Raw genomic sequence first — 26722 nt, 5'->3', positions numbered from 1 at the left:
GAGCTCGTTCCCAGGCCTGGACGATCTCAATGCCGAGCCGTGCGCTGTCCGCGTGTGCCTTCCGGCTCACGCCGTGCGCCAGCGCTGGACCGTGTCACCGTCCATGGTCAGCCATGTGCCGTCGCCCAGCGCCAGCGGATCGAAGCTGCTTGCTCCCGGGTAGTCCAGTTCGGCGACCGGCTGGAGCGTGCGGCCGTTGAGGATCAGGTGCCGGTTGTCCTCGGAGTCCTGGTCCTCGGCGATGGCGGCCAGGACGCGGTCCGTGTCCAGAAATCCCGGGCTGTAGCCGACGAAGCGCAGGTCTTCGGGCAGGACGTCCGCGGCGTCAACGCTGACATCGGGCTGCCCGGCCTCGTACCGGCTCAGCCACTCTCCCCCCACGTCCAGCTTGAGGAACGCGCCGTTCACACTCAGACCGGCGAACGGTTCGTCCTCCAGGCCCACCGGCTCCGCCCAGAGCGCGTCGTCCTTCAGCGTGACCAGGAGGGAGTGGAACGTATCGCCCATTGCCGCGTTCAGGAAAATCTGCGTCGGGTCGGTGAGGGACTGCTGGAAGGAGTAGCCGGCGGACGCGGACGGCAGCACGGTCTCGGCCATGCGCCCGCCGTCGGCCAGGTCGAGAGCGACGCACAGGTCGCCGGGGTAGGAACCGTCCTCCTCCGTCGGACCTGCCATCGTGACGAGAAGCCGGCGCCCCGACGGATCGGCGACACAGGCGCCCGAGGCGATGTGCTGGTCGAACCAGGGCTCGTGCTCGTGTGCCCAGCGCACCCGGCCGTTCGCCTCGTACACGGTGACGATGCCGCTGCCGCTCACGGCGAGACCGCCGTCCGGCAACGGGGAGGCGAAACCGTGACTCGGCCCGGGCTGCGGGGAGGACCAGCGGCGCTGCCACGCGAAGACGCGGGAGGGATCTTCATCGATACGTCCGACCGTGATCTCGCCCTTGTCCCGCGCCACCAGCCAGTTCGCGCGGTCGCGCGCCTGCCAGGCGTCGTGATGCCCGCGCCATTCACCGAATCCGGGGAGTGTTTCCTGAGCCAGGAGCTCGGCGGCGAGGTGTGTGTATTCCATGTGCCTTGTTTACCTTGTTCACTTTACGGAGTGTCGTGCGGGCCAGTAGAACTGCTTCTGTTGCGTCCCCTGGGTGTGTGGATGCACCAGTCCGTGCGAGGCCCCGGAGGTACCGAGGATGATCGGGTAGCAGAACTTCTTACAGACGACGTTCGAGGCTGCTCCGTGTGTGGGCAGCCAGGTGGGTGTTTTCTTCCCCTCGTTCATTCTGTGGAGGAATTGCAGGATGTTCTGCTCTGCGTGACCTCCCTTGTCGCCCTTGGGAACCTTCATGTACTGGTCATTGGGCAGTGGCACGAGCCCGAGCTGCTTCGCCAGTAGCACCTGAGCCTTGTCGAGCTTGCTCTTACTCGTCCCCGCGACGAAGGTGACCGGCCCGTTGGGTGTCTGCGCGTGGATGATGGCGACGGTCTGCTTCTCGCGGGCCTGGGGGTTGGTTTTGAGGTTGTTGATCTGCACCGCCATGTCCTCCATGCTCTGCATGCACGGCGCAAGCCCCATGGGGTCGGACATGGTCGCCGGATTACCCACGTACCCGGCCGGGTTGGGCGCCGGGTCCAGCCCCAGCGGATCGGGGGTGAGGTAGCGGCCCGGCTCTGGGTCGTAGTGGCGGAAGTGGTTGTAGTGGAGCCCGGTCTCGGGGTCGGCGTACTGGCCGGGGAAGCGCAGCGGTGTGTACGCGGACGCGTCACGGTTCCAGGTGGTGGTGCCCCACTGGGTGGCACGGCTGTGCCAGGCGATGTAGCCCGACTCGTCGACCAGTTCGGTCGGCGTGCCGATCAGGTCGGTGACGATGGCGAAGAAGCGCGCGTCGACGTCCTGCTGGTCGCCGCTGTCATCTCCGTCGCCGCTTGCGTCGCCGTCGCCCGGGCGCCCGCGCGTCTCGGCCTGGGCCAGCGGCCGGTATCCGTCGTATTCCCACGTCAGCGTGGTGCGGGTGGCGCTGTCCGTCTGTTCGGCGAGCTGGCCGCCATCCCAGCTGAAGAGGGTCTCCTCGACGATCCGGCCGTCGGCGTCGTACCTGCGCTTGGCCGTACGCCGGGCGAAGGCGTCGTACGCGTACGTCCACAGCACACCGTCCGGCGTGGTGCAGGAGACCAGCCGGTCCTCCGCGTCCCATTCGTATCGCCAGATGTCGGGCTTGCGGGACAGCCTCTTCTTTCGGCGCTCTATGACGCGGCCGGCCGCGTCATAGGTGTAGTGCAGTGCCCCGGCGGAGCGCAGAAGCGTGCCGTCGTAGGTGCGTGGCCCCCTCGACTCGGGGTGCGGGGCCCCGTCAGGCCAGTTCGCCTCGGTCTGGTTGCCCTCGTTGTCGTAGAGGTACTTTTCGCTCCAGCCGTTCGCATCCACGCCCAGCGGCCTGCCGTCAGCGTCCAGCCGGAAGCGACGGGACCGCCCCGTCACCCGGTCGGTGACTGTCTGGAGGTAGTGGTCGGCCCGGTAGCTGTACGCGCGGGAGCGCAGCGTTCTGCCCTGGGCGGTGAGTGACTGCTCGCTGACGCGTCCTTGGACATCCCAGGCGGTGGTGAGGGTGAGGGGGCGCTCAGGCAGTCCGAAGGAGCGGGTCAGCTCCTGTCCGAGACCGTCGTGGGTGAAGACCAGAGGGTGTCCGGCAAGGTCCATACGGGTGCGGTTGCCGGCCGCGTCGTAGATCTCCGAGGTGCGCACTCCGCTGGGGGTGACTCGGCTGGTGCAGCGCCCGACGGCGTCGTAGGTGAAACGGGTGGTGCGGCCATCGACGGTCTCGGCGGTGAGGCGGCCGAGCGGGTCCCATTCCATTGCCAGGGTGGAGTGGGGCGAGCGGGCGCTGGTGAGCCTGCCCGCCCGGTCGTAGGTGAAGGAGGTGACAGTTCCGTCCACGTCCTTCGCGAGGATGCGGCCCATGTCATCCATGTGATGGGTGACCGTCTGGCCGAGAGGATTGGTCCTGGCCAGGAGCCGGCCGGCGACGTCATGGGTGTAGGCGAGCGTCCTGCCGTCGAAGTCGGTCTCGCGGATGACCCGGCCGGCCCTGTCATGCTCGTACCGCCATGTCTGTCCAGCGGAGTTGCGGACCTCCGTCAGGCGTCGTTCGGTGTCATAGCCGAATTCGTAGCGTGAGCCACCGGGTTCGGTGCGGGCCGTGAGCAGGTCGAAGTGGGTGTACTCGTAGCGGGTTACACCGCCGTTGGCGTCGGTCTGGGTCAGGCAGTTGCCCTCGCCGTCGTAGGCCCAGGTCTGTTCGGTGCCGTCCGGTTCGACGCGCCGCAGCAGCTGTCCTTCGACGTTCCATTCCATTGTCGTGACAGCGCCCAGCGGGTCGGTCATGCTGGTCGGCCGGCCGAACGCGTCACGGGTGAAGGTATAGGTGTTACCCAAGGCGTCAGTGCTGGTCATGGGCAGCCCGGCTGCGTCGGGGCGGAACGTCTCGGTGGCACCAGTGGCATCGGTGACGGCCACGATGCCGCCGTGGGGATCGTGGTCGTAACGGGTGGTCGTGCCGTCCGGGGCGATGAGCGCGGTGTTGTTCCCGGCGTCGTCGTACTCGCGCTGCCATACGGCGCCGTCCGGGCCGGTCACGACGGTGGGCATGCCGAGCTCGTCGTACTCGGCGGTGCTGACGGTGCCGTCGGGCTCCCGGACCGCCATGAGGTTGCCGTGGTCGTCCCAGGTCCACGTCGTGGTTCTGCCCTGGGCGTCCGTGCTGCTCAGGATGCGGTCGTAGCGGTCCCAGCTCTGGGTGACCGTGGCGCCGAGCGGGTCTGTCTCCGCGACCACCTGGAGAAGTTCGTTCAGGTGGAAGACAGCGGTGGCGCCGGTGGAGTCGGTGAAGCGCGTGATGCGCGCCTCGGTGTCGTAGTCGAAGGACGAGGAGAGGAAGCCGTCCGGGCCGACGGTGCGGATGACGCGGCCGGCGGTGTCGTACATGTACTGGTAGGTGGAGTCGTTGCGGTCAGTCCAGGACGTGATCCGAGAGTCCTGGTCGTACGTGAACCGCAGCGGCAGGTCCGAGGAGTTGGTGACGGCTTCCAGGTTGGCATCGCTGTCGTAGCCGAAGGACGCGATCCGTATAGGGCCGTCCGGGGTGTGCAGCGCCAGGGCGGTAACGCGGTCGAGGTCCGGGTCCGAGGACACCAGGACGCGGTAGCCGCTTTCGTGCATCACGGTGGTGGGCAGGCCGTCCGTGGTGCGGCCGATGTGGAGGGCGTTGCCGTTGCGGTCCTCGATCTCGCACAGCCAGTACAGGCCGCCCGCCTGGTACGGGTTGCCGGTGAAGCGCCGGGTCAGGCCGCCCGTGTGCGGGTCGGTCACGGCGTACGTGATGGCACCCAGTGCGCTGGTGCCGACGTAGGTGAGCGGCAGGCGGTCGCCTTCGAGGGGCCAGATCTGCTCGCCCGTCTCGCGGGGGAGGTTCGGGTAGAAGAGGATCGAGCCGTCCTCGCGGGCCCACATCGCGCCGCCGCCGGCCGGCTCCAGGCGCTCGTCGAGGGTGGAGGCCCAACTGGGTCCGAAGCAGTGGCCGTAGCGGTAGCCGGATATGTGCGTACGCCGCAATACCAGCGGCAGCACCGCGGCCAGCTCCAGATCCGTCTGCGGCAGCACCATCTCGCCGCTGGCCACGTCGACCGGGTCGGTCTTGCAGCGGCGCTTGGACAGCGAAATGCCCTTCTCGCGGGGACTGTTCTGTACTTCCCGCAGCGAGTCGGGGCGTTGGCCCCGCCGGTCTCCGTCCCTTCCGCGCCGTCGTCCGTCACCACTGCCAGGCCGCCCGTCGCCCTCCTTGGCGTCCGTTTTCTCCCCCTTGGTGATCTTGTTGAGGCGGTCGCGGACGTCCTGGTCGGTGTCCCGGTGGGTTTTCGAGCCCGCCTTCATGGACTTGGGCAGGTCGGTGCCGGTGTGCTTGCTGAGGTCCTTGTGGCCCTTGGTGAGCTTTTCGATGACGCCCTCGAGGGTGGTGTCGAGGACGGCGGTGAGGGAGTCCTTGCCCTTGGCGCGGCCGTGGGCGGTCTTGGCCTTGCCGATCTTGCCGGCGGTCTTGCCCTCCATGGCGATCTGTACGTCGCTCAGCTTGCCGCCGGCCGTGCCGTGCGCGTCGTGGTCGATCACCGGTCCGCCACCGGGGCCGCCGCCGCCCGGCCCGCCGGCGGAGTTGATCTGGAGGCCCTCCTTGCCCGCCTGCACGGTCTGGCCGGCGTCGTAGCCGTCCTGCACGCCGACCACGTTGAGGGCGACCTGGATGGCGAGGTCGGCCGCGATGTTCTCCAGCGCGGCGACGGCCGGTTCGGCGAGGATGGCGACGATCTCGGCGACCGCGAGGTCGGCCATCTCCTTCAGGACCTGTTTGAACGCGGCACGGGTGGCCAGGATCTTCGCCCCCGCCAGCAGCGTCGAAAGACCCGCCGTGACTGGCGCCAGCGCGAGGGTGATGCCCACCGTGGCGGCCAGGTCGGCGAGTTCGCCGACGGCCATGATCTTGCGGGCCACGATGAGGTCGGCCACCCGGTCCAGCGCCCCGGCGATCGTGCGGGCCGCCTTGGCCACGTCCTTGTTCTTCTTCTGGACCTTCCCCCAGTGGTCGTCCAGGGCTGTCAGCGACTCGCTCTGCCCGGAGGAGAGCAACCGCTGGATGTGCCCGTGCGCAGAGTGCGCGTCGTCGTCCGCGTCGTCCGCGAACTCCCGCAACGCGTCCGCCATATCGCGGTACGCGTCCTCGTCGACGTTGGGCCACCCCACACCGACGACATCCAGCATCGTGTCGACGCCCTCGGGAATGGTGTACCCCACGACGCAACAGCCCCCGCCTCAACACGCAGTCAGATCACCTGATGATCACCCAGCATGTCATGAGACTGCCAACAGACCCTGGGCGGTTCCAAGGTGTCTGGAGACCGGCGCGGCAGGCTCAAGGCTCAACGTCAGGCAGCGGGCCGACCCAACAGGAGCCGGTGGACGCGGCGATCATGGCGCGCCGCGTCGAGGTGCTGGACGACCACCCCTCGACCCCTCTCGCGCCCCGGCTCCGGCCACCGCTCCCCCGGCGCACCCAGGCGCACCCCGGGCCAAGCCCCCAAGCGTGCCGCACCTCACTCTGGACACACTTGCGAACTGCCGGGTAACTTAATCTGAGCAAGCGCTTAGACAATCGCTTGAGCCGTCCAGCCCGTCATCTCCGAAGGAGGCGTCCGTGCGCCGTACCGTTTTCAACGAGGACCACGAGGCGTTCCGGGAGACCATCCGCGCCTTCATCGAGGCCGAGGTCGTCCCCGTCTACGACGAGTGGTTCGCCGCGGGTCAGGCGCCGCGCGACTTCTACTACAAGCTCGGTGAGCTGGGCATCTTCGGCATCAACGTCCCGGAGGAGTTCGGCGGCGCGGGCCTGGACACGCACAAGTTCGAGGCCGTGCTCTACGAGGAGACCTCCCGCGCGGGTGTCCAGTTCGGCGGCTCCGGTGTGCACGTGCTGCTCGCCCTCCCGTACATCAAGATGCTCGCCACCGACGAGCAGAAGAAGCGCTACCTGGAGAAGTTCGTCAGCGGCGAGGAGATGTGGGCGCTGGCGATGACCGAGCCGGGCACCGGCTCCGACGTCGCCGGCATGAAGACCACCGCCAAGCTCTCCGAGGACGGCACGCACTACGTCCTCAACGGCGCGAAGACCTTCATCACCGGCGGCGTGCACGCCGACCGTGTGATCGTCTGCGCCCGTACGTCCGCCCCGCGCGAGGACGACCGCCGCTTCGGCATCTCCCTGTTCGCCGTGGACACCAAGTCCGAGGGCTACTCCATCGGCCGCAAGCTGGACAAGCTCGGCCTGCGCACCTCCGACACCGCCGAGCTGGCGTTCGTCGACGTGAAGGTCCCGGTCGAGGACCTGCTCGGCGAGGAGAACAAGGGCTTCTACTACCTCGGCCAGAACCTGCCGTCCGAGCGCTGGGGCATCGCCTTCGGCGCGTACGCGCAGGCCAAGGCCGCCGTCCGGTTCGCCCAGCAGTACGTGCAGGAGCGCACCGTCTTCGGCAAGACGGTCGCCTCCTTCCAGAACACCAAGTTCGAGCTGGCCGCCTGCCAGGCCGAGGTGGACGCCGCCGAGGCCGTCGCCGACCGCGCCCTGGAGGCCCTCGACGCGGGCGAGCTGAGCCCCGCCGAGGCCGCGTCGGCGAAGCTGTTCTGCACCGAGGTCGCCCACCGCGTCATCGACCGCTGCCTCCAGCTGCACGGCGGCTACGGCTACATGAACGAGTACCCGATCGCCCGCCTGTACGCCGACAACCGCGTCAACCGGATCTACGGCGGCACCAGTGAGGTCATGAAGTCGATCATCGCCAAGGACATGGGCCTGTAGGTCGGTTGACCCGCCGAACGCATACTGTTCAAACATGAACGAGGCTCTGGACTCCCTGCTCGGTCTGCTCGACCTCGAGCGGATCGAGCAGGACATCTTCCGCGGCGAGAGCCGCTCGGCCCTCGTGCCGCGCGTCTTCGGCGGCCAGGTCGCCGCACAGGCCCTGGTCGCCGCGGGCCGCACCGTACCCGCGGACCGCACCGCCCACTCGCTCCACGCGTACTTCCTGCGCCCCGGTGACCCCGGCGCCCCGATCGTCTACACGGTCGACCGGATCCGCGACGGGCGCTCCTTCACCACGCGCCGGGTCGTCGCCGTCCAGCACGGGTATCCGATCTTCCACCTCTCCGCGTCCTTCCAGACGTACGAGGAGGGCCTGGAGCACCAGGCCGGGATGCCGTCCGCGCCGGACCCGGAGACGCTGCCGACCGCCGCCGAGATGCTGCCGCGCCATCTGCCGCCCGACGTCGCCGAGCGGCTCGTCCAGGCCCGCGCCGCGGTCGATCTGCGCTATGCCGAGGCACCGCCGTGGGGCACCGTCGGGCAGCCGCGCGAGCCGCGCTCCCAGGTGTGGTTCCGTACGAACGGCAAATTGGCCGACGACCCGCTGCTGCACGTCTGCCTCGCCACGTACGTCTCCGACATGACGCTGCTCGACTCGGTGCTGCTGGCCCACGGGCGGGGCGGCTGGGCGGTCGGTGACGTCGTCGGCGCGTCGCTGGACCACGCGATGTGGTTCCACCGGCCGTTCCGGGCGGACGAGTGGCTGCTGTACGACCAGGAGTCGCCCTCCGCGCACGGCGGGCGGGGGCTCGGGCAGGCCCGTATCTACACGCAGGACGGGCAGCTGGCGATCTCGGTGATCCAGGAGGGCGTGGTCCGCGTCCCGCGCGACTGACCTCGCGGCGCGCCGTCCGCCCCGAAGCCCCCCCGACCACCGCGCCCGACACCGCGCGACCGGCCCACACCACGACCGGCCCGCAGCGCGACCGGCACATATCGGACATACGCTCACCAGCATGGCGAGCGACCAGATCACCGGCGGCGGCCCGTCCGACGGGCCACCGGACGCACCCGTACCGCCCGAGGAGCGGATCGAGACCGGCGAAGTCCCCCGGAGCACCTTCACCGTCATCGTCGCGGGGCTGGCCAACCTCGGCATCGCCCTGGCGAAGGCGGTCGCCGGAGCCATCAGCGGTTCCAGCGCGATGCTCTCCGAGGCCGCCCACTCGGTCGCCGACACGGTCACCGAGGTGCTCCTGCTCACCGCCCTCAAGCGGAGCGAGAAGCCGCCCGACGACGAGCATCCGCTGGGCTACGGTCCCGAGCGGTACATCTGGGCGATGCTCGCCTCCGTCGCCACCTTCGTCGGCGGCGCGGTCTTCGCCGTGTACGACGGCATCCACACGCTCACCCACGGCGAACAGCTCGGCGACCCGCTCGTCTCGTACCTCGTGCTCGCCGTCGCCGCCCTGATGGAGGGCTACTCCCTGCGGACCGGCATCCGCCAGATCCGCGGCGAGGCGACACGCTTCGGGACGCCCGCGCGGCGCTATCTGCGCTACACCCCCGACACGGCGGTGAAGGCCGTCGTCATGGAGGACTCCGCCGGGCTGAGCGGGCTGCTCCTCGCCGCCGGCGGACTGGCGGGCGCGCAGATCACCGGCTCGTACGTCTGGGACGGCGTCGCCTCGATCCTCATCGGGACGCTACTGGTGTACGTGGCCCTCGTCCTGGGCCGCAGCAACGCGCAGCTGCTCATCGGGCGGGCCCTGCCGCCCCGGATGCGGGACGGCGTACGCGAGGAGCTGCTGTCCGTGCCGCACATCACGGACGTACGGGAGCTGAGCACGCTCATCCAGGGCCCGGCCGAGATCCTGATCGCGGCGAAGGTCGGCTTCCGGGACGTGGCGTCGGCCGAACAGGTGGAGTGGGCCTGCGAGGACGCGGAGGACCAACTGCGCCAGCGCTTCCCGGCGATCAGAAGGGTGTACCTGGACCCGACGCCGGGGGTGCACCAGGTGCGGCCGCCGTCCGGGGACACCGGCCTGGGGGCCGAGGGCCGTCCCTCGGGTGAACACAGCCTGGATGCGACGCGGGGGCCGGATCAGGTGCGGCCGCGGACCGGGGCCCCCGGCCAGGGGGCCGGGGGTGGTCAGGTGCGGTCGCCGGGTGAGCCCGGCGGCCTCACAGGAGGCCCGCCGCGTCCAGGAGATACGCCGTCATCGGGTCGTAGTAGCGAGGGTCCGTGACATGGTCGTCCAGCGGAATCGTCACCTGAAGGGTGCCCTCCGCCTCGCCGATGAACAGCGCCGGGTCGTTGCAGTCGGCGTATCCGACCGCGTCGATGCCGCGCTGACCCGCGCAGCCGGCCCAGCCGTGGTCGGCGATCACGAGATCCGGACGCGGTCTCCCCTCGCGCTCCAGGCCGTTGAGAATCGCGGCCATCGGTTCCGGCGAATGGGTGTGCCACAGGGTCGCGCCGCGCTCCAGCACCGCGACGTCGGCGAACTGCCACACCATGCCCTCGTCCGCCGTCAGCCCGGACGGGATCCGGATGATCTCGCAGCCCACGGCCCGCAGCGCGTCCGCGGTCTGGCGGTGCACGTCGAGCAGCCCGCCGGGGTGGCCGGTCGCGAAGAGCACCGACTCCTTCCCGGCCGCGGCCTTGCGCAGCCGCGCGGCGAACCGGTCGAGGGCGTCGACGGTCAGTTCCGGGTCGATGGTGTCCTGTCCGAACCGGTGCTGCGGATCGTCGTTGACGCCGCAGCGCTCGGCCATGACGGCCAGTACGTCCTGCTCGTCGGTCCAGCGGTCGCCGAGATCCAGTCCGAGCCAGTAGTGACGGTCGCCGTTGGCGAGCTTGCGGTAGTGGGAGAGGTTGTTGTCGCGGGGTGTGGCGACGTCTCCGGCGATACGAGTGCGGACGAGGTGGTCGACGAGGGCGGCACGGTTCGGTATCGGCATGCGCCCATTGTGCCGTCAGGAGTGCGGAGCGTGCCGTGCGTCCCGGCCCCTGGACGTCCGTTCGGGGGGCTCAGCCGGACAGCGAGGCGAACGCGCCGTGGGCCAGCTTGCGCAGCAGCGCCTCCATCGCGGCGCGGCCGGGCAGCCCGTTTCCGTACGAACCGAGGTGCGGGGTGGAGTTGAGCAGCCCGAACACGGCGTGCACGGCCGCGCGGGCCTGGCCCTCGGGGACGTCCGGGTGCAGTCGGCGGACCACGTCCACCCACAGCTCGACGTACTGCCGCTGGAGCTGTCGTACGAGCTTGCGGTCGCTGTCGCGCAGCCGGTCCAGCTCGCGGTCGTGGAGGGTGATGAGCGGGCGGTCGTCGAGGGCGAAGTCGATGTGCCCGTCGATCAGCGAGGCGAGCACGTCCTGCGGGACGCCGTCGGCCTCGGCGACCCGGCGCCTGCCGCCGTCCAGCAGCCGGCCGGAGATACCGACGAGCAGCTCGGCGAGCATCGCGTCCTTGCCGGCGAAGTGGCGGTACAGACCGGGGCCGCTGATGCCGACGGCGGCGCCTATCTCGTCGACGCCGACGCCGTGGAAGCCGCGCTCGGCGAAGAGGCGGGCGGCCTCCTTGAGGATCTGCTCGCGGCGGGTCAGGGCATCGGTCCGGGTGCTCATGCCATTCATTCTAGACAACCCGGTTAGCGGTCGTTAACCTGAAGGAAATGGGTTAACGCTCATTAACACGAAGGGAGCCCTGCGGGATGCAGCAGGCACCTGTGCTGGCGAGTGCGGCAGATCCCGCATCCGCGGCTTGGCAGGCCAATGAGGCGGCACACCGCGCCTTGGCCGACACACTGCGCGAGAAGCTCGCCGCCGCGCGACTGGGCGGCGGCGAGAAGGCCCGCGCCCGCCACACCGCGCGCGGCAAGCTGCTCCCGCGCGACCGGGTGGACACGCTTCTGGACCCGGGCTCGCCCTTCCTGGAGCTGGCGCCGCTGGCGGCGGAGGGGATGTACGGCGGGCAGGCACCGGCCGCCGGGGTGATCGCCGGAATCGGGCGGGTCAGCGGCCGCGAGGTGGTGGTGGTCGCCAATGACGCCACGGTCAAGGGCGGCACGTACTACCCGATGACGGTGAAGAAGCATCTGCGCGCCCAGGAGGTGGCGCTGGAGAACCGGCTGCCGTGCGTGTACCTGGTCGACTCGGGCGGCGCGTTCCTGCCGATGCAGGACGAGGTGTTCCCGGACCGCGATCACTTCGGGCGGATCTTCTACAACCAGGCACGGCTGTCGGGTGCCCGTATCCCGCAGATCGCGGCGGTGCTCGGGTCGTGCACGGCCGGCGGGGCGTACGTCCCGGCGATGAGCGACGAGGCCGTGATCGTCCGGGGGCAGGGGACGATCTTCCTGGGTGGTCCGCCGCTGGTGAAGGCGGCGACGGGCGAGGTGGTCACGGCGGAGGAGCTGGGCGGCGGCGAGGTCCACTCCCGGGTCTCCGGTGTCACCGACCATCTGGCCGAGGACGACGCGCACGCCCTGCGGATCGTCCGCAACATCGTCGCGACGCTCCCGGAGCGCGGCCCCCTGCCCTGGTCGGTGGAGCCGGCCGAGGAGCCGAAGGTGGATCCGTTCGGGCTGCACGGGGCGGTGCCGGTGGACTCCCGGACGCCGTACGACGCCCGCGAGATCATCGCGCGGATCGTGGACGGCTCCCGCTTCCAGGAGTTCAAGGCGGAGTTCGGCACGACGCTCGTCACCGGCTTCGCCCGGATCCACGGCCACCCGGTCGGGATCGTGGCGAACAACGGCATCCTGTTCGCCGAATCCGCCCAGAAGGGCGCGCATTTCATCGAGCTGTGCGACCAGCGCGGCATCCCGCTGCTGTTCCTGCAGAACATCTCGGGCTTCATGGTCGGCAAGGACTACGAGGCGGGGGGCATCGCCAAGCACGGCGCGAAGATGGTCACGGCGGTGGCGTGCACCCGGGTGCCGAAGCTGACGGTGGTGGTCGGCGGTTCGTACGGGGCGGGGAACTACTCGATGTGCGGCCGGGCGTATTCACCCCGGTTCATGTGGATGTGGCCGAACGCGAAGATCTCGGTGATGGGCGGCGAGCAGGCCGCTTCGGTGCTGGCGACCGTCAAGCGCGACCAGATCGAGGGGCGCGGCGAGGAGTGGCCGGCCGAGGAGGAAGAGGCGTTCAAGGACCCGATCCGTGCCCAGTACGAGCAGCAGGGGAACGCCTATTACGCGACGGCCCGGCTGTGGGACGACGGGGTCATCGACCCGCTGGAGACCCGGCAGGTGCTGGGGCTCGCGCTGACCGCCTGTGCCAACGCTCCGCTGGGTGCGCCCGGCTTCGGCGTCTTCCGGATGTGAGGGACTGATGTTCGAGACTGTTCTGGTCGCCAACCGCGGGGAGATCGCGGTCCGCGTCATCCGTACGCTGCGGGCCCTGGGCATCCGTTCGGTCGCGGTGTTCAGCGACGCGGACGCCGACGCCCGCCATGTGCGCGAGGCGGACACCGCGGTCCGGCTCGGGCCGCCACCGGCCGCGGAGAGCTATCTGTCGGTGGAGCGGCTGCTGGAGGCTGCCCGCCGCAGCGGGGCCCAGGCGATCCACCCCGGTTACGGCTTCCTCGCGGAGAACGCTCGATTCGCGCGGGCCTGCGAGGAGGCGGGACTGGTCTTCATCGGGCCGCCCGCCGAGGCGATCTCCCTGATGGGCGACAAGATCCGTGCCAAGGAGACGGTGCGGGAGGCCGGGGTGCCGGTGGTGCCCGGTTCGTCGGGCTCGGGCCTGACGGACGACCAGCTGGCCGAGGCTGCCCGCGAGATCGGCATGCCGGTCCTGCTGAAGCCGTCGGCGGGCGGCGGCGGCAAGGGCATGCGGCTCACCCGGGTGGAGTCCGCGCTCCTGGAGGAGATCGCGGCGGCCCGGCGCGAGGCGCGGGCGGCGTTCGGTGACGACACCCTGCTCGTGGAGCGGTGGATCGACCGGCCGCGACACATCGAGATCCAGGTCCTGGCGGACGGCCACGGCAACGTGGTCCATCTGGGCGAGCGCGAGTGCTCTCTCCAGCGCCGCCACCAGAAGATCATCGAGGAGGCGCCGTCCGTCCTGCTGGACGAGAAGATCCGCGCGGCGATGGGTGAGGCGGCCGTGCAGGCGGCCCGCTCGTGCGGCTACCGGGGCGCGGGCACGGTGGAGTTCATCGTCCCCGGCGGTGACCCCTCCTCGTACTTCTTCATGGAGATGAACACGCGCCTCCAGGTCGAGCACCCGGTGACCGAACTCGCTGTGTCCATCGCGGGGGGCGGCCTGGACCTGGTCGAGTGGCAGTTGCGCGTCGCGGCGGGCGAGCGCCTGCCCTTCGCCCAGGAGGACATCGCCCTCACGGGCCACGCCGTCGAGGCCCGCATCTGCGCCGAGGACCCCGCGCGCGGATTCCTGCCGTCCGGCGGTACGGTCCTGGCCCTGCACGAGCCCCAGGGCGACGGCGTCCGCACCGACTCCGGCCTCAGCCAGGGCACCGAGGTCTCCAGCCTCTACGACCCGATGCTCGCCAAGGTGATCGCGTACGGCCCCGACCGCGCGACCGCGCTGCGCAAACTCCGCGCCGCCCTGGCCGACACGGTCACCCTGGGCATCCCGACGAACGCGGGCTTCCTGCGCCGCCTCCTCGCCCACCCGGCGGTGGTGTCGGGGGACCTGGACACGGGACTCGTGGAGCGCGAGGTGGACGGGCTGGTGCCGCAGGGGGTGCCGGACGAGGTGTACGCGGCGGCGGCGCTGCTGCGGCAGCCCTCCCAGCCCGAGGGCCCGGACGGCTGGGTCGACCCGTTCGCGGTGCCGAACGGCTGGCGTCTGGGCGGCGAGGCGGCCTGGACCCACCGCCACTTCCGCGTGCCGGGCCAGGACCCCGTGGCGGTCGGGGTCCGTGGTGCCACGAGCGACGCCGAGCTTCTCGTGGACGGCGCCCGGTTCAACCCCGTCCGGAGATCGAGGACGGACACACCGGGTGCGCACTCGGAGCCGGGCGACACCGTGACCATCGAGCTCGACGGCGTCACCCACACCTTCACCTACGCCCACACCCCCGGAGGGGTTTGGCTCGGGCGGGACGGCGACTCCTGGTACCTCCAGGATCACGACCCCGTCACCGAGAGCCTGCGCGGCGCCGCCCGCCAGGGTGTGGACACGCTCGCCGCCCCGATGCCCGGCACCGTCACCGTCGTGAAGGTGGCGGTCGGGGACGAGGTCACCGCGGGTCAGAGCCTGCTCGTCGTCGAGGCGATGAAGATGGAGCACGTCATCTCCGCCCCGCACGCGGGCGTCGTCACGGAGCTGGACGTCACCCCCGGCACCACCGTCGCCATGGACCAGGTCCTGGCCGTCGTCACCCCGGAGGCGACCGATGGCTGAGGGACTGCCCGGCGGGCTGCCGATGGAGGTGCCCGTCCCGGATCTTCCGCCCCGGGTGAGGATCCATGAAGTGGGCCCGCGCGACGGGCTGCAGAACGAGAAGGGTGTCATCCCGACCGGCGTCAAGGCGGAGTTCATCCGCCGCCTCGCCGATGCCGGGCTGACGACGATCGAGGCGACGAGCTTCGTCCACCCCAAGTGGGTGCCGCAACTGGCCGATGCCGAGCAGCTGTTCCCCATGGTCAGCCCCATCGAGGGCGTCACCTTCCCCGTCCTCGTCCCGAACGAACGGGGCCTGGACCGCGCCATCGCCCTCGGGGCCCGCCGTATCGCCGTCTTCGGGTCCGCCACCGAGAGCTTCGCGTCCCGCAATCTCAACCGGACGATCGACGAGTCCCTCGCCATGTTCGAGCCGGTCGTGGCCCGCGCCAAGGACGACAAGATCCATGTGCGCGGCTATCTCTCGATGTGCTTCGGCGACCCGTGGGAGGGCAAGGTCCCCATCCACCAGGTCGTCCGCGTCGCCAAGCGGCTCATGGACCTCGGCTGTGACGAGCTGAGCCTCGGCGACACCATCGGGGTGGCCACGCCCGGCCATGTCCTCACCCTGCTCGCCGAGCTGAACGAGGAGGGGGTGCCCACCAGCGCCCTCGGGGTCCACTTCCACGACACCTACGGCCAGGCGCTGGCCAACACCTTCGCCGCGCTGGAGCACGGAGTCACGACCGTCGACTCCTCCGCCGGCGGCCTCGGCGGCTGCCCGTACGCGAAGAGCGCCACCGGAAACCTCGCCACCGAAGACCTCGTGTGGATGCTCCACGGCCTCGGCATCGACACCGGGGTCGATCTCGGCCGGCTCACCGCCACCAGCGTGTGGATGGCCGAACAGCTGGGCCGTCCCAGCCCGTCCCGCACCGTCCGTGCCCTCGCGGGCGCGGACTCCTCCCACAAGGAGCCCTGACCATGTCCCTCGACCACCGGCTCACACCCGAGCACGAGGAACTCCGCCGCACCGTCGAGGAGTTCGCCCACGACGTCGTCGCCCCCAAGATCGGCGACTTCTACGAACGGCACGAGTTCCCGTACGAGATCGTGCGCGAGATGGGGCGCATGGGCCTGTTCGGCCTGCCCTTCCCCGAGGAGTACGGCGGCATGGGCGGCGACTACCTCGCCCTCGGGATCGCCCTGGAGGAGCTGGCCCGCGTCGACTCGTCCGTGGCGATCACCCTGGAGGCCGGTGTCTCGCTGGGCGCCATGCCCGTCTTCCGTTTCGGTACGGAGGAGCAGAAGCGCGAGTGGCTGCCCCGGATGTGTTCCGGCGAGATCCTCGGCGCCTTCGGGCTGACCGAGCCCGAGGCCGGTTCCGACGCGGGCGGTACGAAGACGACGGCCGTGCGCGACGAGGCGTCCGGCGAGTGGGTGATCAACGGCTCCAAGTGCTTCATCACCAACTCCGGTACGGACATCACGGGGCTGGTCACGGTCACCGCCGTCACCGGCCGCAAGGACGACGGCCGGCCGCTCATCTCCTCGATCATCGTCCCCTCCGGCACCCCGGGGTTCACCGTCGCCGCCCCCTACTCCAAGGTCGGGTGGAACGCTTCGGACACGCGCGAGCTGTCGTTCGCCGACGTCCGGGTCCCGCTCGGCAATCTGCTGGGCGAGGAGGGCCGCGGGTACGCCCAGTTCCTGCGGATCCTCGACGAGGGCCGCATCGCGATCTCGGCGCTGGCGACGGGCCTCGCCCAGGGCTGCGTCGACGAGTCGGTGAAGTACGCGAGGCAGCGGCGCGCCTTCGGGCGGCCGATCGGCGACAACCAGTCCATCCAGTTCAAGATCGCCGACATGGAGATGCGGGCCCATATGTCCCGTATCGGCTGGCGTGACGCCGCCTCACGACTGGTCCACGGCGAGCCGTTCAAGAAGGAGGCGGCGCTCGCGAAGCTCTACTCCTCCACGGTCGCCGTCGACAACGCCCGGGAGGCCACCCAGATCCACGGCGGCTACGGCTTCATGAACGAGTATCCGGTGGCCCGGATGTGGCGGGACTCCAAGATCCTGGAGATCGGCGAGGGCACCAGCGAGGTGCAAAGGATGCTGATCGCCCGCGAGTTGGGGCTGTCGGCCTGAGTCGACCGGCCGCTAGGCCGTGTCTGACACATACCGCCGTCCGCCCGCAGGGCGGGGCGCGCGGCGTCCGGTGCGTGCAATCGCAAGGCGGAGGATCATCCTCGTACTGGACGTACTTGGATGACTCCGACAACGCGGCGAGTGTGCGTGCCGGGCGTCGCGCGCCAGGCGGGATTTGTCAGACACGGCCTAGCCGCTCGTGCGCCGCCGTGCGTGCCGGGGCCACCCATGGACAATGCATGAGGTTAGGCTAACCTATCTTCATTCTTGCCCAGGCCGATCCCGGCGCGCACGAAAGCGAAACCGCCATGCCCATAGCCCGCGCCTCCCATCTCGCCCGTCGCGGACCGCTTGCGGCTGACGGCGCCGTCGGGACCGCGAAGAAGGCCGCCTGACCATGACGTCCGCCGAGGCCACCCCGTTCCGTTTCTTCCCCATGCAGGTCGCACGGACACGGCGGCTCGGCCCGTCGCTGATCCGGGTCACCTTCGAAGGAGAGGCCCTCGCGGGCTTCGCCGCCGGAGGCCGCGACCAGTCCGTCTCGCTCTTCCTCCCGCACCCGGGCCAGGAGGCCCCCGTCGTCCCGGTGCCGGCCGCCGACGACGAGCCCGCCATGTACGCCGCGCTCGGCGCCTGGCGGGCACTGCCCGACGACGTCCGGGCCGTGATGCGCTCGTACACCGTGCGGGAACAGCGGCGAAATCCCGATGGCAGCACCGCGATCGACATCGACTTCGCCGTGCACACGGACGGCGGCCCCGCCTGCCGCTGGGCACAGGAGGCCTCCGCCGGGGACCGTGTGATGGTCCTCGGGCCCGCGATCGCGGACAACACGGCCGTACGCTTCCGGCTGCCCGGCGACGCCGACTCCGTACTGCTCTGGGCGGACGAGACCGCGCTGCCCGCCGCCGCCGCGATCCTCGAATGGCTGCCGGCCGGGATCCGGGCACAGGTCTGGCTCGAAGTCCCGCACGCCGATGACCGGCTGGAGCTGCGCACCACGGCCGACGCCACCATCACCTGGCTGGTACGGGACGAGGGCGCGCCCGGCGCCGTGGAGGCCGTGCGTGCCGCCGAGTTCGCCGGCGCGGCGCCGTACGCCTGGATCGCGGGCGAGTCCGGCTCGGTCAAGGCGCTGCGCCGGCATCTGGTGGGCGAGCGCGAACTCGACCGCCGCCGGGTCACGTTCGTCGGCTACTGGCGCAGAGGTCTGAGCGAGGACGCCCTGCGCGAGGCACCGGCCGAGGACGAGGGCTAGAAGCCCGCCCATTCCCGAGGCGGCCGGACGAGGGCGGGACAGCCCCGTCCGGCCGAAGTGTGACGTGGTCGGGGGCACTTCGGGGACCCAGAGGCCTCCCGATCGCAAAAGTTAGGTTAGGCTAACCTTGTTTTGGACGACATCCCCGCGTCCGCTCTTCCTTGCCCCTGGAGGACCCCCGCATGCGCGCGCACCTGCTCAATGACACGACGGCCGAGCACTACAGGCGCTCCGTGACCGAAGGAGTCGAGCGGGTGGCGAACAAACTCGCCACGACCCGGCGGCCGTTCACCGGGATCACGCCCGACGAACTCGCCCCCACCATCGCCGCCGTCGACCTCGACCGGCCGCTCGGTGACACCACCGCCGCGCTCGACGAGCTCGAAGAGGTCTACCTCCGCGACGCGGTCTACTTCCACCACCCCCGCTACCTCGGCCACCTCAACTGCCCGGTCGTCATCCCCGCCGTGCTGGGCGAGGCCGTGCTCTCCGCCGTCAACTCCTCCCTCGACACCTGGGACCAGAGCGCCGGCGCCACCTTGATCGAACGCCGCCTCATCGACTGGACCGCCGCCAGGATCGGCCTCGGACCCGCCGCCGACGGCGTGTTCACCAGCGGCGGTACGCAGTCCAACTTCCAGGCCCTGCTCCTCGCCCGCGCGGAGGCCAAGACGGACGACCTGTCGAAACTGCGCATCTTCTCCTCCGAGTGCAGTCACTTCAGCGTCCAGAAGTCGGCCACCCTGCTCGGCCTGGGGCACGAGGCCGTCGTCTCCATCCCGGTCGACCGCGACAAGCGCCTCCAGACCGCCGCCCTCGCCGCCGAACTGGAGAAGTGCGTGCGGGACGGACTCGTCCCGATGGCCGTGGTCGCCACCGCCGGCACCACCGACTTCGGCTCCATCGACCCGCTCCCCGAGATCGCCGACCTGTGCGCGCTGTACGGCACCTGGATGCACGTGGACGCGGCGTACGGCTGCGGACTGCTGGCCTCCCCCACCCGCCGCCACCGCCTCGACGGCATCGAGCGCGCCGACTCCGTGACCGTCGACTACCACAAGTCCTTCTTCCAGCCGGTGAGTTCCTCCGCCGTGCTCGTGCGGGACCGGGCGACCCTGCGCCACGCCACGTACCACGCGGACTACCTCAACCCGCGCCGTGCCGCCGTCGAGGACCGGATACCCAACCAGGTCGACAAGTCCCTCCAGACCACCCGCCGCTTCGACGCCCTCAAGCTGTGGATGACCCTGCGCGTCATGGGCGCCGACGGCCTCGGCGAGCTCTTCGACGAGGTCTGCGAGCTGGCCGGCCAGGGCTGGCAGCTGCTCGCCGCCGACCCGCGCTACGACGTCGTCGTCGAGCCCCAGCTCTCCACCCTCGTCTTCCGCTACATCCCGGCGCACGTCACCGCCCCGGCCGAGATCGACCGCGCCAACCTCTACGCCCGCAAGGCCCTGTTCGCCTCCGGTGAGGCCGTCGTCGCCGGGACCAAGGTCGACGGCCGCCAGTACCTGAAATTCACCCTGCTGAACCCCGAGACGACCGTGCGCGACATCGCCGCCGTCCTCGATCTGATCGCCGGCCACGCCGAGCAGTACCTGGGAGAGACCCTTGTCCACGCTTCCTGAGCCCCTTGCGCCTCTCGACTTCATCGGGATCGGTCTCGGCCCGTTCAACCTCGGGCTCGCCTGCCTGACCGAGCCGATCGACGAGCTGAACGGCGTGTTCCTGGAGTCGAAGCCGGACTTCGAATGGCACTCGGGGATGTTCCTCGACGGCGCCCACCTCCAGACGCCGTTCATGTCGGACCTGGTCACCCTCGCCGACCCGACCTCCCCGTACTCCTTCCTCAACTACCTGAAGGACAAGGGCCGGCTGTACTCGTTCTACATCCGCGAGAACTTCTATCCGCTGCGGATCGAGTACAACGACTACTGCCGCTGGGCCGCCGCCCAGCTCAGCAGCATCCGCTTCAACACCACCGTGACGACGGTCGAGTACGAGGCCGACAGCGAGCTGTACGTGGTCCGCACCGCCACCGGAGAAACGTTCCGCTCCCGTCGGATCGTGCTCGGCACCGGCACCCCGCCGCACATCCCGGACGCCTGCGAGGACCTCGGCGGGGACTTCGTCCACAACTCGCGCTACCTCCAGTCCAAGGCAGAGCTCCAGAAGAAGAAGTCGATCACCCTGGTCGGCAGCGGACAGAGCGCCGCGGAGATCTACTACGACCTGCTCTCCGAGATCGACGTACACGGCTACCAGCTCAACTGGGTCACCCGCTCCCCGCGGTTCTTCCCGCTGGAGTACACCAAGCTGACGCTGGAGATCACGTCCCCCGACTACATCGACTACTTCCACCGGCTGCCGGAGGCCACCCGCTACCGGCTGGAGTCGGAGCAGAAGGGCCTGTTCAAGGGCATCGACGGGGATCTGATCAACGAGATCTTCGACCTGCTCTACCAGAAGAACGTGGCGGGCCCCGTCCCGACCCGGCTGCTGACGAACTCGGCGCTGCAAACGGCCTCGTACGACGCCGGGCACGGGAACGGGACCTACACGCTGGGCCTGCGCCAGGAGGAGCAGGAGAAGGACTACGCGATCGAGACCGAGGGCCTGATCCTCGCCACCGGCTACAAGTACGTCACCCCGCAGTTCCTGGAGCCCGTGCGCGACCGTATCCGCTGGGACGGCCAGGGCCGCTTCGACGTCGCCCGCAACTACTCGATCGACAGCACGGGGCGCGGCATCTTCCTGCAGAACGCGGGCGTGCACACCCACTCCATCACCTCGCCCGACCTGGGCATGGGCGCGTACCGCAACGCGTACATCATCGGTCAGCTGCTCGGCAGCGAGTACTACCCCGTAGAGAAGACCATCGCGTTCCAGGAGTTCGCCGTATGAGCACCACCGCCCCGACCCTCGGGACGTTCACCGTCCGCCCGCTCGACCCGCTCGCCGACGCGGAGCTGCTCCACAGCTGGGTGACGCATCCGAAGGCCACCTTCTGGATGATGCAGGACCACAAGCTCCAGGACGTGGAGCGCGACTACATGGCGATCGCGGCCGCCGAGCACCACGACGCGTTCATCGGTCTGCACGACGGTGAGCCCGCCTTCCTGATGGAGCGCTACGACCCCCGGTACGTCGAGCTGGTCGGCCTGTACGAGCCCCGGCCGGGCGATGTCGGCATGCACTTCCTGGTCGCCCCGACCAGCACCCCGGTGCACGGCTTCACGCGCGCCGTGATCACGGCGGTGATGGCGGAGCTGTTCGCGGACCCGGCGACCGTGCGTGTCGTCGTCGAGCCGGACGTGAGCAACAAGGCCGTCCACGCCCTCAACGAGGCCGTCGGCTTCGTACCCGAGCGGGAGATCCAGAAGCCCGAGAAGAAGGCCCTGCTGAGCTTCTGCACCCGCGAGCAGTTCGAGACGGCCGTGGGAGTCGACCGATGAGCACCGCCGGCATCACCGAGAGCGTTTCCCACCTCACCCCCGAGCTGTGGGCGAAGGCGAGCCGTCAGCTGGTCCGCAAGGCGCTGGCCGAGTTCACCCATGAGCGCCTGCTGACGCCGCAGCCGCTCGGCGACGCCGACCGCTACCGGGTCGTGAGCGACGACGGCGCGACCGAGTACCGGTTCACCGCGCGCCGGTTCGCCCTCGACCACTGGCAGGTGGACGCCGAGTCGATCAGCCGCCACCGCGGCGACGCCCCGCTCGCGCTCGACGCCCTGGAGTTCTTCACCGAGCTGCGCGGCGCGCTGGGCCTGTCCGACGAGATCCTGCCGGTCTACCTGGAGGAGATCTCCTCCACCCTGTCCGGCACCGCGTACAAGCTGACCAAGCCGGAGTTGTCCGCCGCCGAGCTGGCGCGGGCCGATTTCCAGGCCGTCGAGACCGGGATGACCGAGGGCCACCCGTGCTTCGTGGCCAACAACGGCCGGCTCGGCTTCGGCGTCCACGAGTACCACCAGTACGCCCCGGAGGCCGCGGCCCCGCTGCGGCTGCTGTGGCTGGCCGCCCACCGCTCGCGCGCCACCTTCACCTCCGGCGCCGACCTCGGCTACGCGGAGCTGATGAGCGCCGAGCTGGGCGAGAAGACGCTGGCGGGCTTCGACGCCCGGCTGCGCGAGCTCGGACTCGACCCGGACGACTACCTGCTGATGCCGGTCCACCCCTGGCAGTGGTGGAACAAGCTCTCCGTCACCTTCGCCGCCGAGGTCGCCCAGCGCCGTCTGGTGCTGCTCGGCGAGGGCGAGGAGGAGTACCTGGCCCAGCAGTCGATCCGTACGTTCTTCAACACCACGGACCCGGCCAAGCACTATGTGAAGACCGCGCTCTCGGTCATCAACATGGGCTTCATGCGCGGCCTGTCGGCGGCCTACATGAAGGCCACGCCCGCCATCAACGACTGGCTGGCGAACCTGATCGAGGGCGACTCCGTCCTGCGGGCCGCCCGCTTCTCGATCATCCGCGAGCGCGCGGCGGTCGGCTACCGGCACCTGGAGTACGAGGCCGCCACCGACCGCTTCTCCCCGTACCGCAAGATGCTCGCCGCGCTCTGGCGCGAGAGCCCGGTGACCACGCTGGAGGACGGCGAGCGGCTCGCCACGATGGCTTCGCTGCTCCACGTCGACGGCTCGGGGAAGTCGTTCGCGGGCGCGCTGATCGAGCAGTCGGGGCTCGCGCCCGAGGTGTGGCTGCGCCGCTACCTGGACGCGTACCTGCTGCCGATCCTGCACTGCTTCTACGCGTACGACCTCGCCTACATGCCGCACGGCGAGAACGTGATCCTCGTCCTCGGCGAGGGCGGGGACGTGCGGCGCGCGATCTTCAAGGACATCGCCGAGGAGATCTGCGTGATGGACCCGGACGCGGTCCTTCCGCCCGCGGTCGAGCGGGTCCGTGCCGAGGTCCCCGAGGACATGAAGCTGCTGTCCGTCTTCACGGACGTCTTCGACTGCTTCTTCCGCTTCCTGGGCGCGACGCTCGCGTCGGAGGGGGTGCTGGAGGAGGACGGCTTCTGGCGGACGGTCGCCGAGTGCGTCGTCGCGTACCAGGAGTCGAAGCCGGAGCTCGCGGACAAGTTCGCGCAGTACGACGTGTTCGCTGACGACTTCGCGCTGTCCTGCCTCAACCGGCTGCAACTGCGCGACAACAAGCAGATGGTGGACCTGTCCGACCCGTCGGGCGCGCTCCAGCTGGTGGGCACGCTGGGGAACCCCCTGGCACGGTTCGCCGCGCGCTAGCCGCGGGCTGACGTCGGGGGCTCCGCTCCTCAATCGCCGGAGGGGCTCATTCTGAGCCCGTCTGGGGGTCCCCCCACGCCCGCCAGGGCGTAGGGGGAGATTGAGGACACGGCCGAAGGCCGTACCGGGGGTCTGGGGGCTTGCCCCCGGTTTCGGGAAGGGGCGGGGTGGGGCTGTGTCCGATATGCGGCTCCGCCGCGTGGGCCCGCCGCAGGCGCCCCGCCCCCACGCCTACTCAGTCGGCCACGGCACCTGCGGCGAGCGGTAGTAGTCGATCCCCAGCGCAGCCATCCGCGGCCCCTGCGCCGCCAACCGCACCTTGTACGCGTCCCAGTCGTGCGTCGACGCCGGAGACCAGCCCAGCTCCGCGACCCCCGGGAGCCTCGGGAAGGCCATGTACTCGATGTGGTCGCTGGTGGAGATCGTCTCCGACCACAGCGGCGCCTCGACCCCGGCGATCGCCGACGCGGGCGCGCCGGGCAGGTACGCGCCCGGGTCCCAGTCGTAGGAGCGCCGCACCTCGACGTAGCCGGCCCAGGCCAGGCCCAGCGGGGTGTCCTTGTTGTACTTCATGTCGAGGTACACCCGGTCCGCGGGCGACAGGATCAGCCGCGTCCCGTTCCGCGCGGCCGCCGCGACCTGCTCCTTCTCCGCCGCGCCGGTGCCGTCCAGCCCCCAGTACTGGGCGACCGCGCCCTTCGCCGGCGTCGCGCCGGTCAGCTGGTGCCAGCCGACGACCGTCTTGCCGTACCTGGCGACGACGGCCTGCGCCCTGTCCATGAACGCCACGTAGTCGGCGTGGCTGGTGGAGTGGGCCTCGTCGCCGCCGATGTGGAGGTACTTGCCGGGTGTGAGCGCGGCCAGTTCGCGTACGACGTCGTCGATGAAGTCGTACGTCACGGCCTTCGGCACGCACAGCGAGCTGAAGCCGACGTCCGTGCCGGTGTAGAGCGGCGGGGCGACGCCGGTGCAGTTCAGCTCGGCGTAGGAGGCGAGGGCGGCGTTGGTGTGGCCCGGCATGTCGATCTCCGGGATCACCTCGAGATAGCGGGACGCGGCGTACGCCAGGATCTCCTTGTACTGGGCCTTGGTGTAGTGGCCGCCGGGGCCGCCGCCGACCTGCGTGGAGCCGCCGTACGTCGCGAGGCGCGGCCAGGAGTCGATGGCGATCCGCCAGCCCTGGTCGTCGGACAGGTGCAGATGCAGCTTGTTGATCTTGTAGAGGGCGAGCTGGTCGATGTAGCGCTTGACCTGTTCGACCGTGAAGAAGTGCCGCGACACGTCGAGCATCGCGCCCCGGTGACCGAAGCGCGGCGAGTCGGTGATGGTGCCGCCGGGGACCTGCCAGGGGCCGGGCTGCCGGCTGTCCCGCTCCACGGCGGCGGGCAGCAGCTGACGGAGCGTCTGGACGCCGTGGAACAGGCCGGCGGGCCTGCGGGCGGTGATCGTGACCCCGCCGCGGCCGGACTCCAGCCGGTAGCCCTCCTCGCCGAGGCTCCGGTCCGGTGACCCGAGGGCGAGACGGATGCCGCCGAGGCCGTCGTCGTCATCGGTGACCGGCAGGGCGTAGCCGGTGGAGGGGCGCAGCACGGCGGCCAGATACGCACCGATGCGGCGCGCCTCGCGCGAGTCGCCGTCGACCCGGATCCGGGTCGCGTGCGTGAGGGCGTACGGGGAACCGGCGGGTCGTACGGAGGAGGGCGCGGGGACGACCTCACCGAGGGGTCGCACGGCGCCGGGGGCGGAGGCGGGGGGCGCGGCCGCGACACAGGAGATACCGGCCGCGGCGACGAGCAGCAGCGAGCCGAAGATCCGGGGGAACGTTCCGTGCAGTCTCACAAGCTGGGTCCCTTCCGACGGGCGTCACAACTGTGGTGCTGAGCAACCGAACGGTCCTCATGCGTACCGCGCGCCTCATGACCGGTCAAGGTGTAGACCACTTGCCGGTGCACCCAACCCTCGCCCCTGGAGCCACCCCCTCCACCACCCCCCGGTGCGACAACCCCCGGCCCCCCGGCCCGCATCCCCGGAGCCGCCCCCTCCGCCACCCCCGGTGCGACAATCCCCCTCATGGCGGAAATCATCCAGAAGGACGGCACCTGGACCTTCGACGGGGACACCCTGCGCATCGTCCCCGGTCACGACAAGGGCGTCGGCCTGCTGCGCAGAACCCTCGGTGAACTCGCCGTGCCGCTCGGCGCGTTGGCCGGGATCTCGTACGCCCCCGGCAAGAAGTCCGGGCGGCTGAAGCTGCGGCTGCGCGAGGGCGCCGACCCGCTGCTCCAGATCACCCGGGGCAAGCTTGAGGACGGCTCGGACCCGTACCAGCTCGCCGTGGCCGGCGACCGCTCCGGTGTCGCCGAGTACCTGGTCGACGAGGTGCGCAACGCCCTCCTTCTGGACCAGGTCCCGGACGGGCCCGTCACCTCCTATCTCGTTCCCGGCCCCGCCGTGCCGATCACCGTCGGCGCGGGTGACGGGACCGTCACGTTCGACGGCGAGCGGATCCGGCTGGAGTGGAACTGGAAGACGGAGGAGTCCAAGACGTCCGGCGGCCCCCGCGTCCTGCACCTGGACGATGTCGAAGCGGTGGAGTGGCTGCCCTCGGCCGGTCTGGAGAACGGATATCTCCGGTTCCGGGTGACCAAGGTCGCCTCCCCGCCTCCGCCGAAGTACGACCCGTACGCCGTCGAGCTGTGGGGCTTCCGCAAGGATCCGCTGATGGCACTGGTGGGGGCTGCCGTGACGGCCCGGATGCCGCATCCGCACGCCCCTCAGGACGCCCTCCCCGCCGCCGCCCCGGCTACCGCCGCCCTGCCCACCGCGGACGACCATGATGTACTGCTCCGAAGGCTGCGCGAGCTCGGTGAGCTGCACCAGGCCGGAATACTGACGGCGGACGAGTTCGCCACGGCCAAGCAGGCCGTCCTCAAGCGCATGTGACCCCCGATGTAAGCATGATCACGCGGCTTTCTGCCCGAAATCGGGCAGGAATCTTGCGTAAGCTCCCCCGCTCCCCTCAGTATCTACGGGTGCTCGAACGCCGCCCGTCGCATGACGACCTCATCGACCACCTGGTGCGCAGCACCGCGCTCCAGCGCGGTGAGGCCGCCCGGGTGGTGCTCGACGTGCTGGCGTTCTTCGACGAGACGACCGAGGAATTCGTCCGCCGCCGCCATCGCGAGCTGCAGTCCGGCGGCGCGGTGAACACGGAGATCTTCGACCGGATCGCGGCCGAGCTGCCGCACCGCGCCGTGGCGCCGCCGGAGCTCTCGCTCCGGCAGCTGCGGCGCATCGTCTACGGCTGAG

Annotated in this window: 18 protein-coding genes and 1 pseudogene; 14 read left to right on the top strand and 5 right to left on the bottom strand. The window is 70.2% G+C overall.

The annotated features are described in order from the left end of the window. Positions 1-66: 66 nt before the first annotated feature. A complete protein-coding gene (locus ABT342_RS03855; protein WP_351566552.1) occupies positions 67-1074 on the bottom strand; it encodes a hypothetical protein in 1008 nt (335 codons plus the stop codon). A gap of 18 nt (positions 1075-1092) precedes the next feature. Then, a complete protein-coding gene (locus ABT342_RS03850) occupies positions 1093-5838 on the bottom strand; it encodes an RHS repeat-associated core domain-containing protein (RefSeq protein WP_351566549.1) in 4746 nt (1581 codons plus the stop codon). 400 nt (positions 5839-6238) lie between these two features. Between ABT342_RS03850 and ABT342_RS03845 the strand changes: the two genes are divergently transcribed. From ABT342_RS03845 to ABT342_RS03835, 3 genes and pseudogenes are all read left to right on the top strand, one after another. Next, positions 6239-7396, top strand: coding sequence for an acyl-CoA dehydrogenase family protein (locus tag ABT342_RS03845; RefSeq protein ID WP_351566546.1), 1158 nt, complete (start codon positions 6239-6241; stop codon positions 7394-7396). Positions 7397-7430: 34 nt separating this feature from the next. Further along, positions 7431-8294 carry an acyl-CoA thioesterase gene (locus ABT342_RS03840; RefSeq protein WP_351566543.1) on the top strand — a complete coding sequence of 288 codons (864 nt, stop codon included), beginning with the start codon at positions 7431-7433 and terminating at the stop codon, positions 8292-8294. 121 nt (positions 8295-8415) lie between these two features. Then, positions 8416-9429, top strand: a pseudogene (locus ABT342_RS03835) (cation diffusion facilitator family transporter); the annotation flags it as partial. Positions 9430-9583: 154 nt separating this feature from the next. On the opposite strand, the gene ABT342_RS03830 reads toward ABT342_RS03835, so the two are convergent. Beyond that, entirely contained in the window at positions 9584-10363 is a 780-nt protein-coding gene (locus ABT342_RS03830) for a phosphatase (RefSeq protein WP_351566540.1), read from the bottom strand. Between the two features lie 70 nt (positions 10364-10433). Then, positions 10434-11027, bottom strand: a complete 594-nt coding sequence (locus tag ABT342_RS03825; RefSeq protein WP_351566537.1) for an SACE_7040 family transcriptional regulator — start codon at positions 11025-11027, stop codon at positions 10434-10436. Positions 11028-11113: 86 nt separating this feature from the next. Between ABT342_RS03825 and ABT342_RS03820 the strand changes: the two genes are divergently transcribed. The 9 genes from ABT342_RS03820 to ABT342_RS03780 all read left to right on the top strand — a co-directional run bounded on the left by ABT342_RS03820 (position 11114) and on the right by ABT342_RS03780 (position 23413). Then, entirely contained in the window at positions 11114-12730 is a 1617-nt protein-coding gene (locus ABT342_RS03820; RefSeq protein WP_351566534.1) for a carboxyl transferase domain-containing protein, read from the top strand. Positions 12731-12737: 7 nt separating this feature from the next. Beyond that, entirely contained in the window at positions 12738-14777 is a 2040-nt protein-coding gene (locus ABT342_RS03815; RefSeq protein WP_351566531.1) for an ATP-binding protein, read from the top strand. Then, entirely contained in the window at positions 14770-15738 is a 969-nt protein-coding gene (locus tag ABT342_RS03810; RefSeq protein ID WP_351566528.1) for a hydroxymethylglutaryl-CoA lyase, read from the top strand. Before ABT342_RS03815 ends, ABT342_RS03810 begins: the two co-directional genes overlap by 8 nt. A gap of 2 nt (positions 15739-15740) precedes the next feature. Further along, positions 15741-16907, top strand: a complete 1167-nt coding sequence (locus ABT342_RS03805; protein WP_351566525.1) for an acyl-CoA dehydrogenase family protein — start codon at positions 15741-15743, stop codon at positions 16905-16907. Between the two features lie 397 nt (positions 16908-17304). Continuing rightward, entirely contained in the window at positions 17305-18165 is an 861-nt protein-coding gene (locus ABT342_RS03800) for a siderophore-interacting protein (RefSeq protein WP_351566522.1), read from the top strand. A gap of 182 nt (positions 18166-18347) precedes the next feature. After that, positions 18348-19793, top strand: coding sequence for a pyridoxal phosphate-dependent decarboxylase family protein (locus tag ABT342_RS03795; protein ID WP_351566519.1), 1446 nt, complete (start codon positions 18348-18350; stop codon positions 19791-19793). Next, positions 19777-21069, top strand: a complete 1293-nt coding sequence (locus tag ABT342_RS03790) for a lysine N(6)-hydroxylase/L-ornithine N(5)-oxygenase family protein (RefSeq protein ID WP_351566517.1) — start codon at positions 19777-19779, stop codon at positions 21067-21069. The genes ABT342_RS03795 and ABT342_RS03790 overlap by 17 nt, the downstream gene beginning before the upstream one ends. Beyond that, entirely contained in the window at positions 21066-21620 is a 555-nt protein-coding gene (locus tag ABT342_RS03785; protein ID WP_351566515.1) for a GNAT family N-acetyltransferase, read from the top strand. The genes ABT342_RS03790 and ABT342_RS03785 overlap by 4 nt, the downstream gene beginning before the upstream one ends. Beyond that, positions 21617-23413 (top strand): IucA/IucC family protein, encoded by a 1797-nt coding sequence (locus ABT342_RS03780; protein WP_351566513.1) that lies wholly within the window; start codon positions 21617-21619, stop codon positions 23411-23413. The genes ABT342_RS03785 and ABT342_RS03780 overlap by 4 nt, the downstream gene beginning before the upstream one ends. Before the next feature lie 231 nt (positions 23414-23644). Here ABT342_RS03780 and ABT342_RS03775 read toward each other — a convergent pair whose 3' ends face one another. Continuing rightward, positions 23645-25252 carry a beta-N-acetylhexosaminidase gene (locus tag ABT342_RS03775; RefSeq protein ID WP_351566510.1) on the bottom strand — a complete coding sequence of 536 codons (1608 nt, stop codon included), beginning with the start codon at positions 25250-25252 and terminating at the stop codon, positions 23645-23647. A gap of 231 nt (positions 25253-25483) precedes the next feature. Between ABT342_RS03775 and ABT342_RS03770 the strand changes: the two genes are divergently transcribed. Both ABT342_RS03770 and ABT342_RS03765 read left to right on the top strand, forming a co-directional pair. Beyond that, complete coding sequence (locus ABT342_RS03770; RefSeq protein WP_351566507.1) at positions 25484-26356, top strand: DUF4429 domain-containing protein; 873 nt, start codon at positions 25484-25486, stop codon at positions 26354-26356. A gap of 89 nt (positions 26357-26445) precedes the next feature. Beyond that, positions 26446-26721 (top strand): hypothetical protein, encoded by a 276-nt coding sequence (locus ABT342_RS03765; protein WP_351566504.1) that lies wholly within the window; start codon positions 26446-26448, stop codon positions 26719-26721. Position 26722 lies beyond the last annotated feature (1 nt).

The sequence above is a fragment of the Streptomyces sp. NPDC000410 genome (assembly GCF_040300305.1).
GTDB lineage: Bacteria > Actinomycetota > Actinomycetes > Streptomycetales > Streptomycetaceae > Streptomyces.
This window is presented reverse-complemented; position numbering and strand designations above follow the sequence as displayed.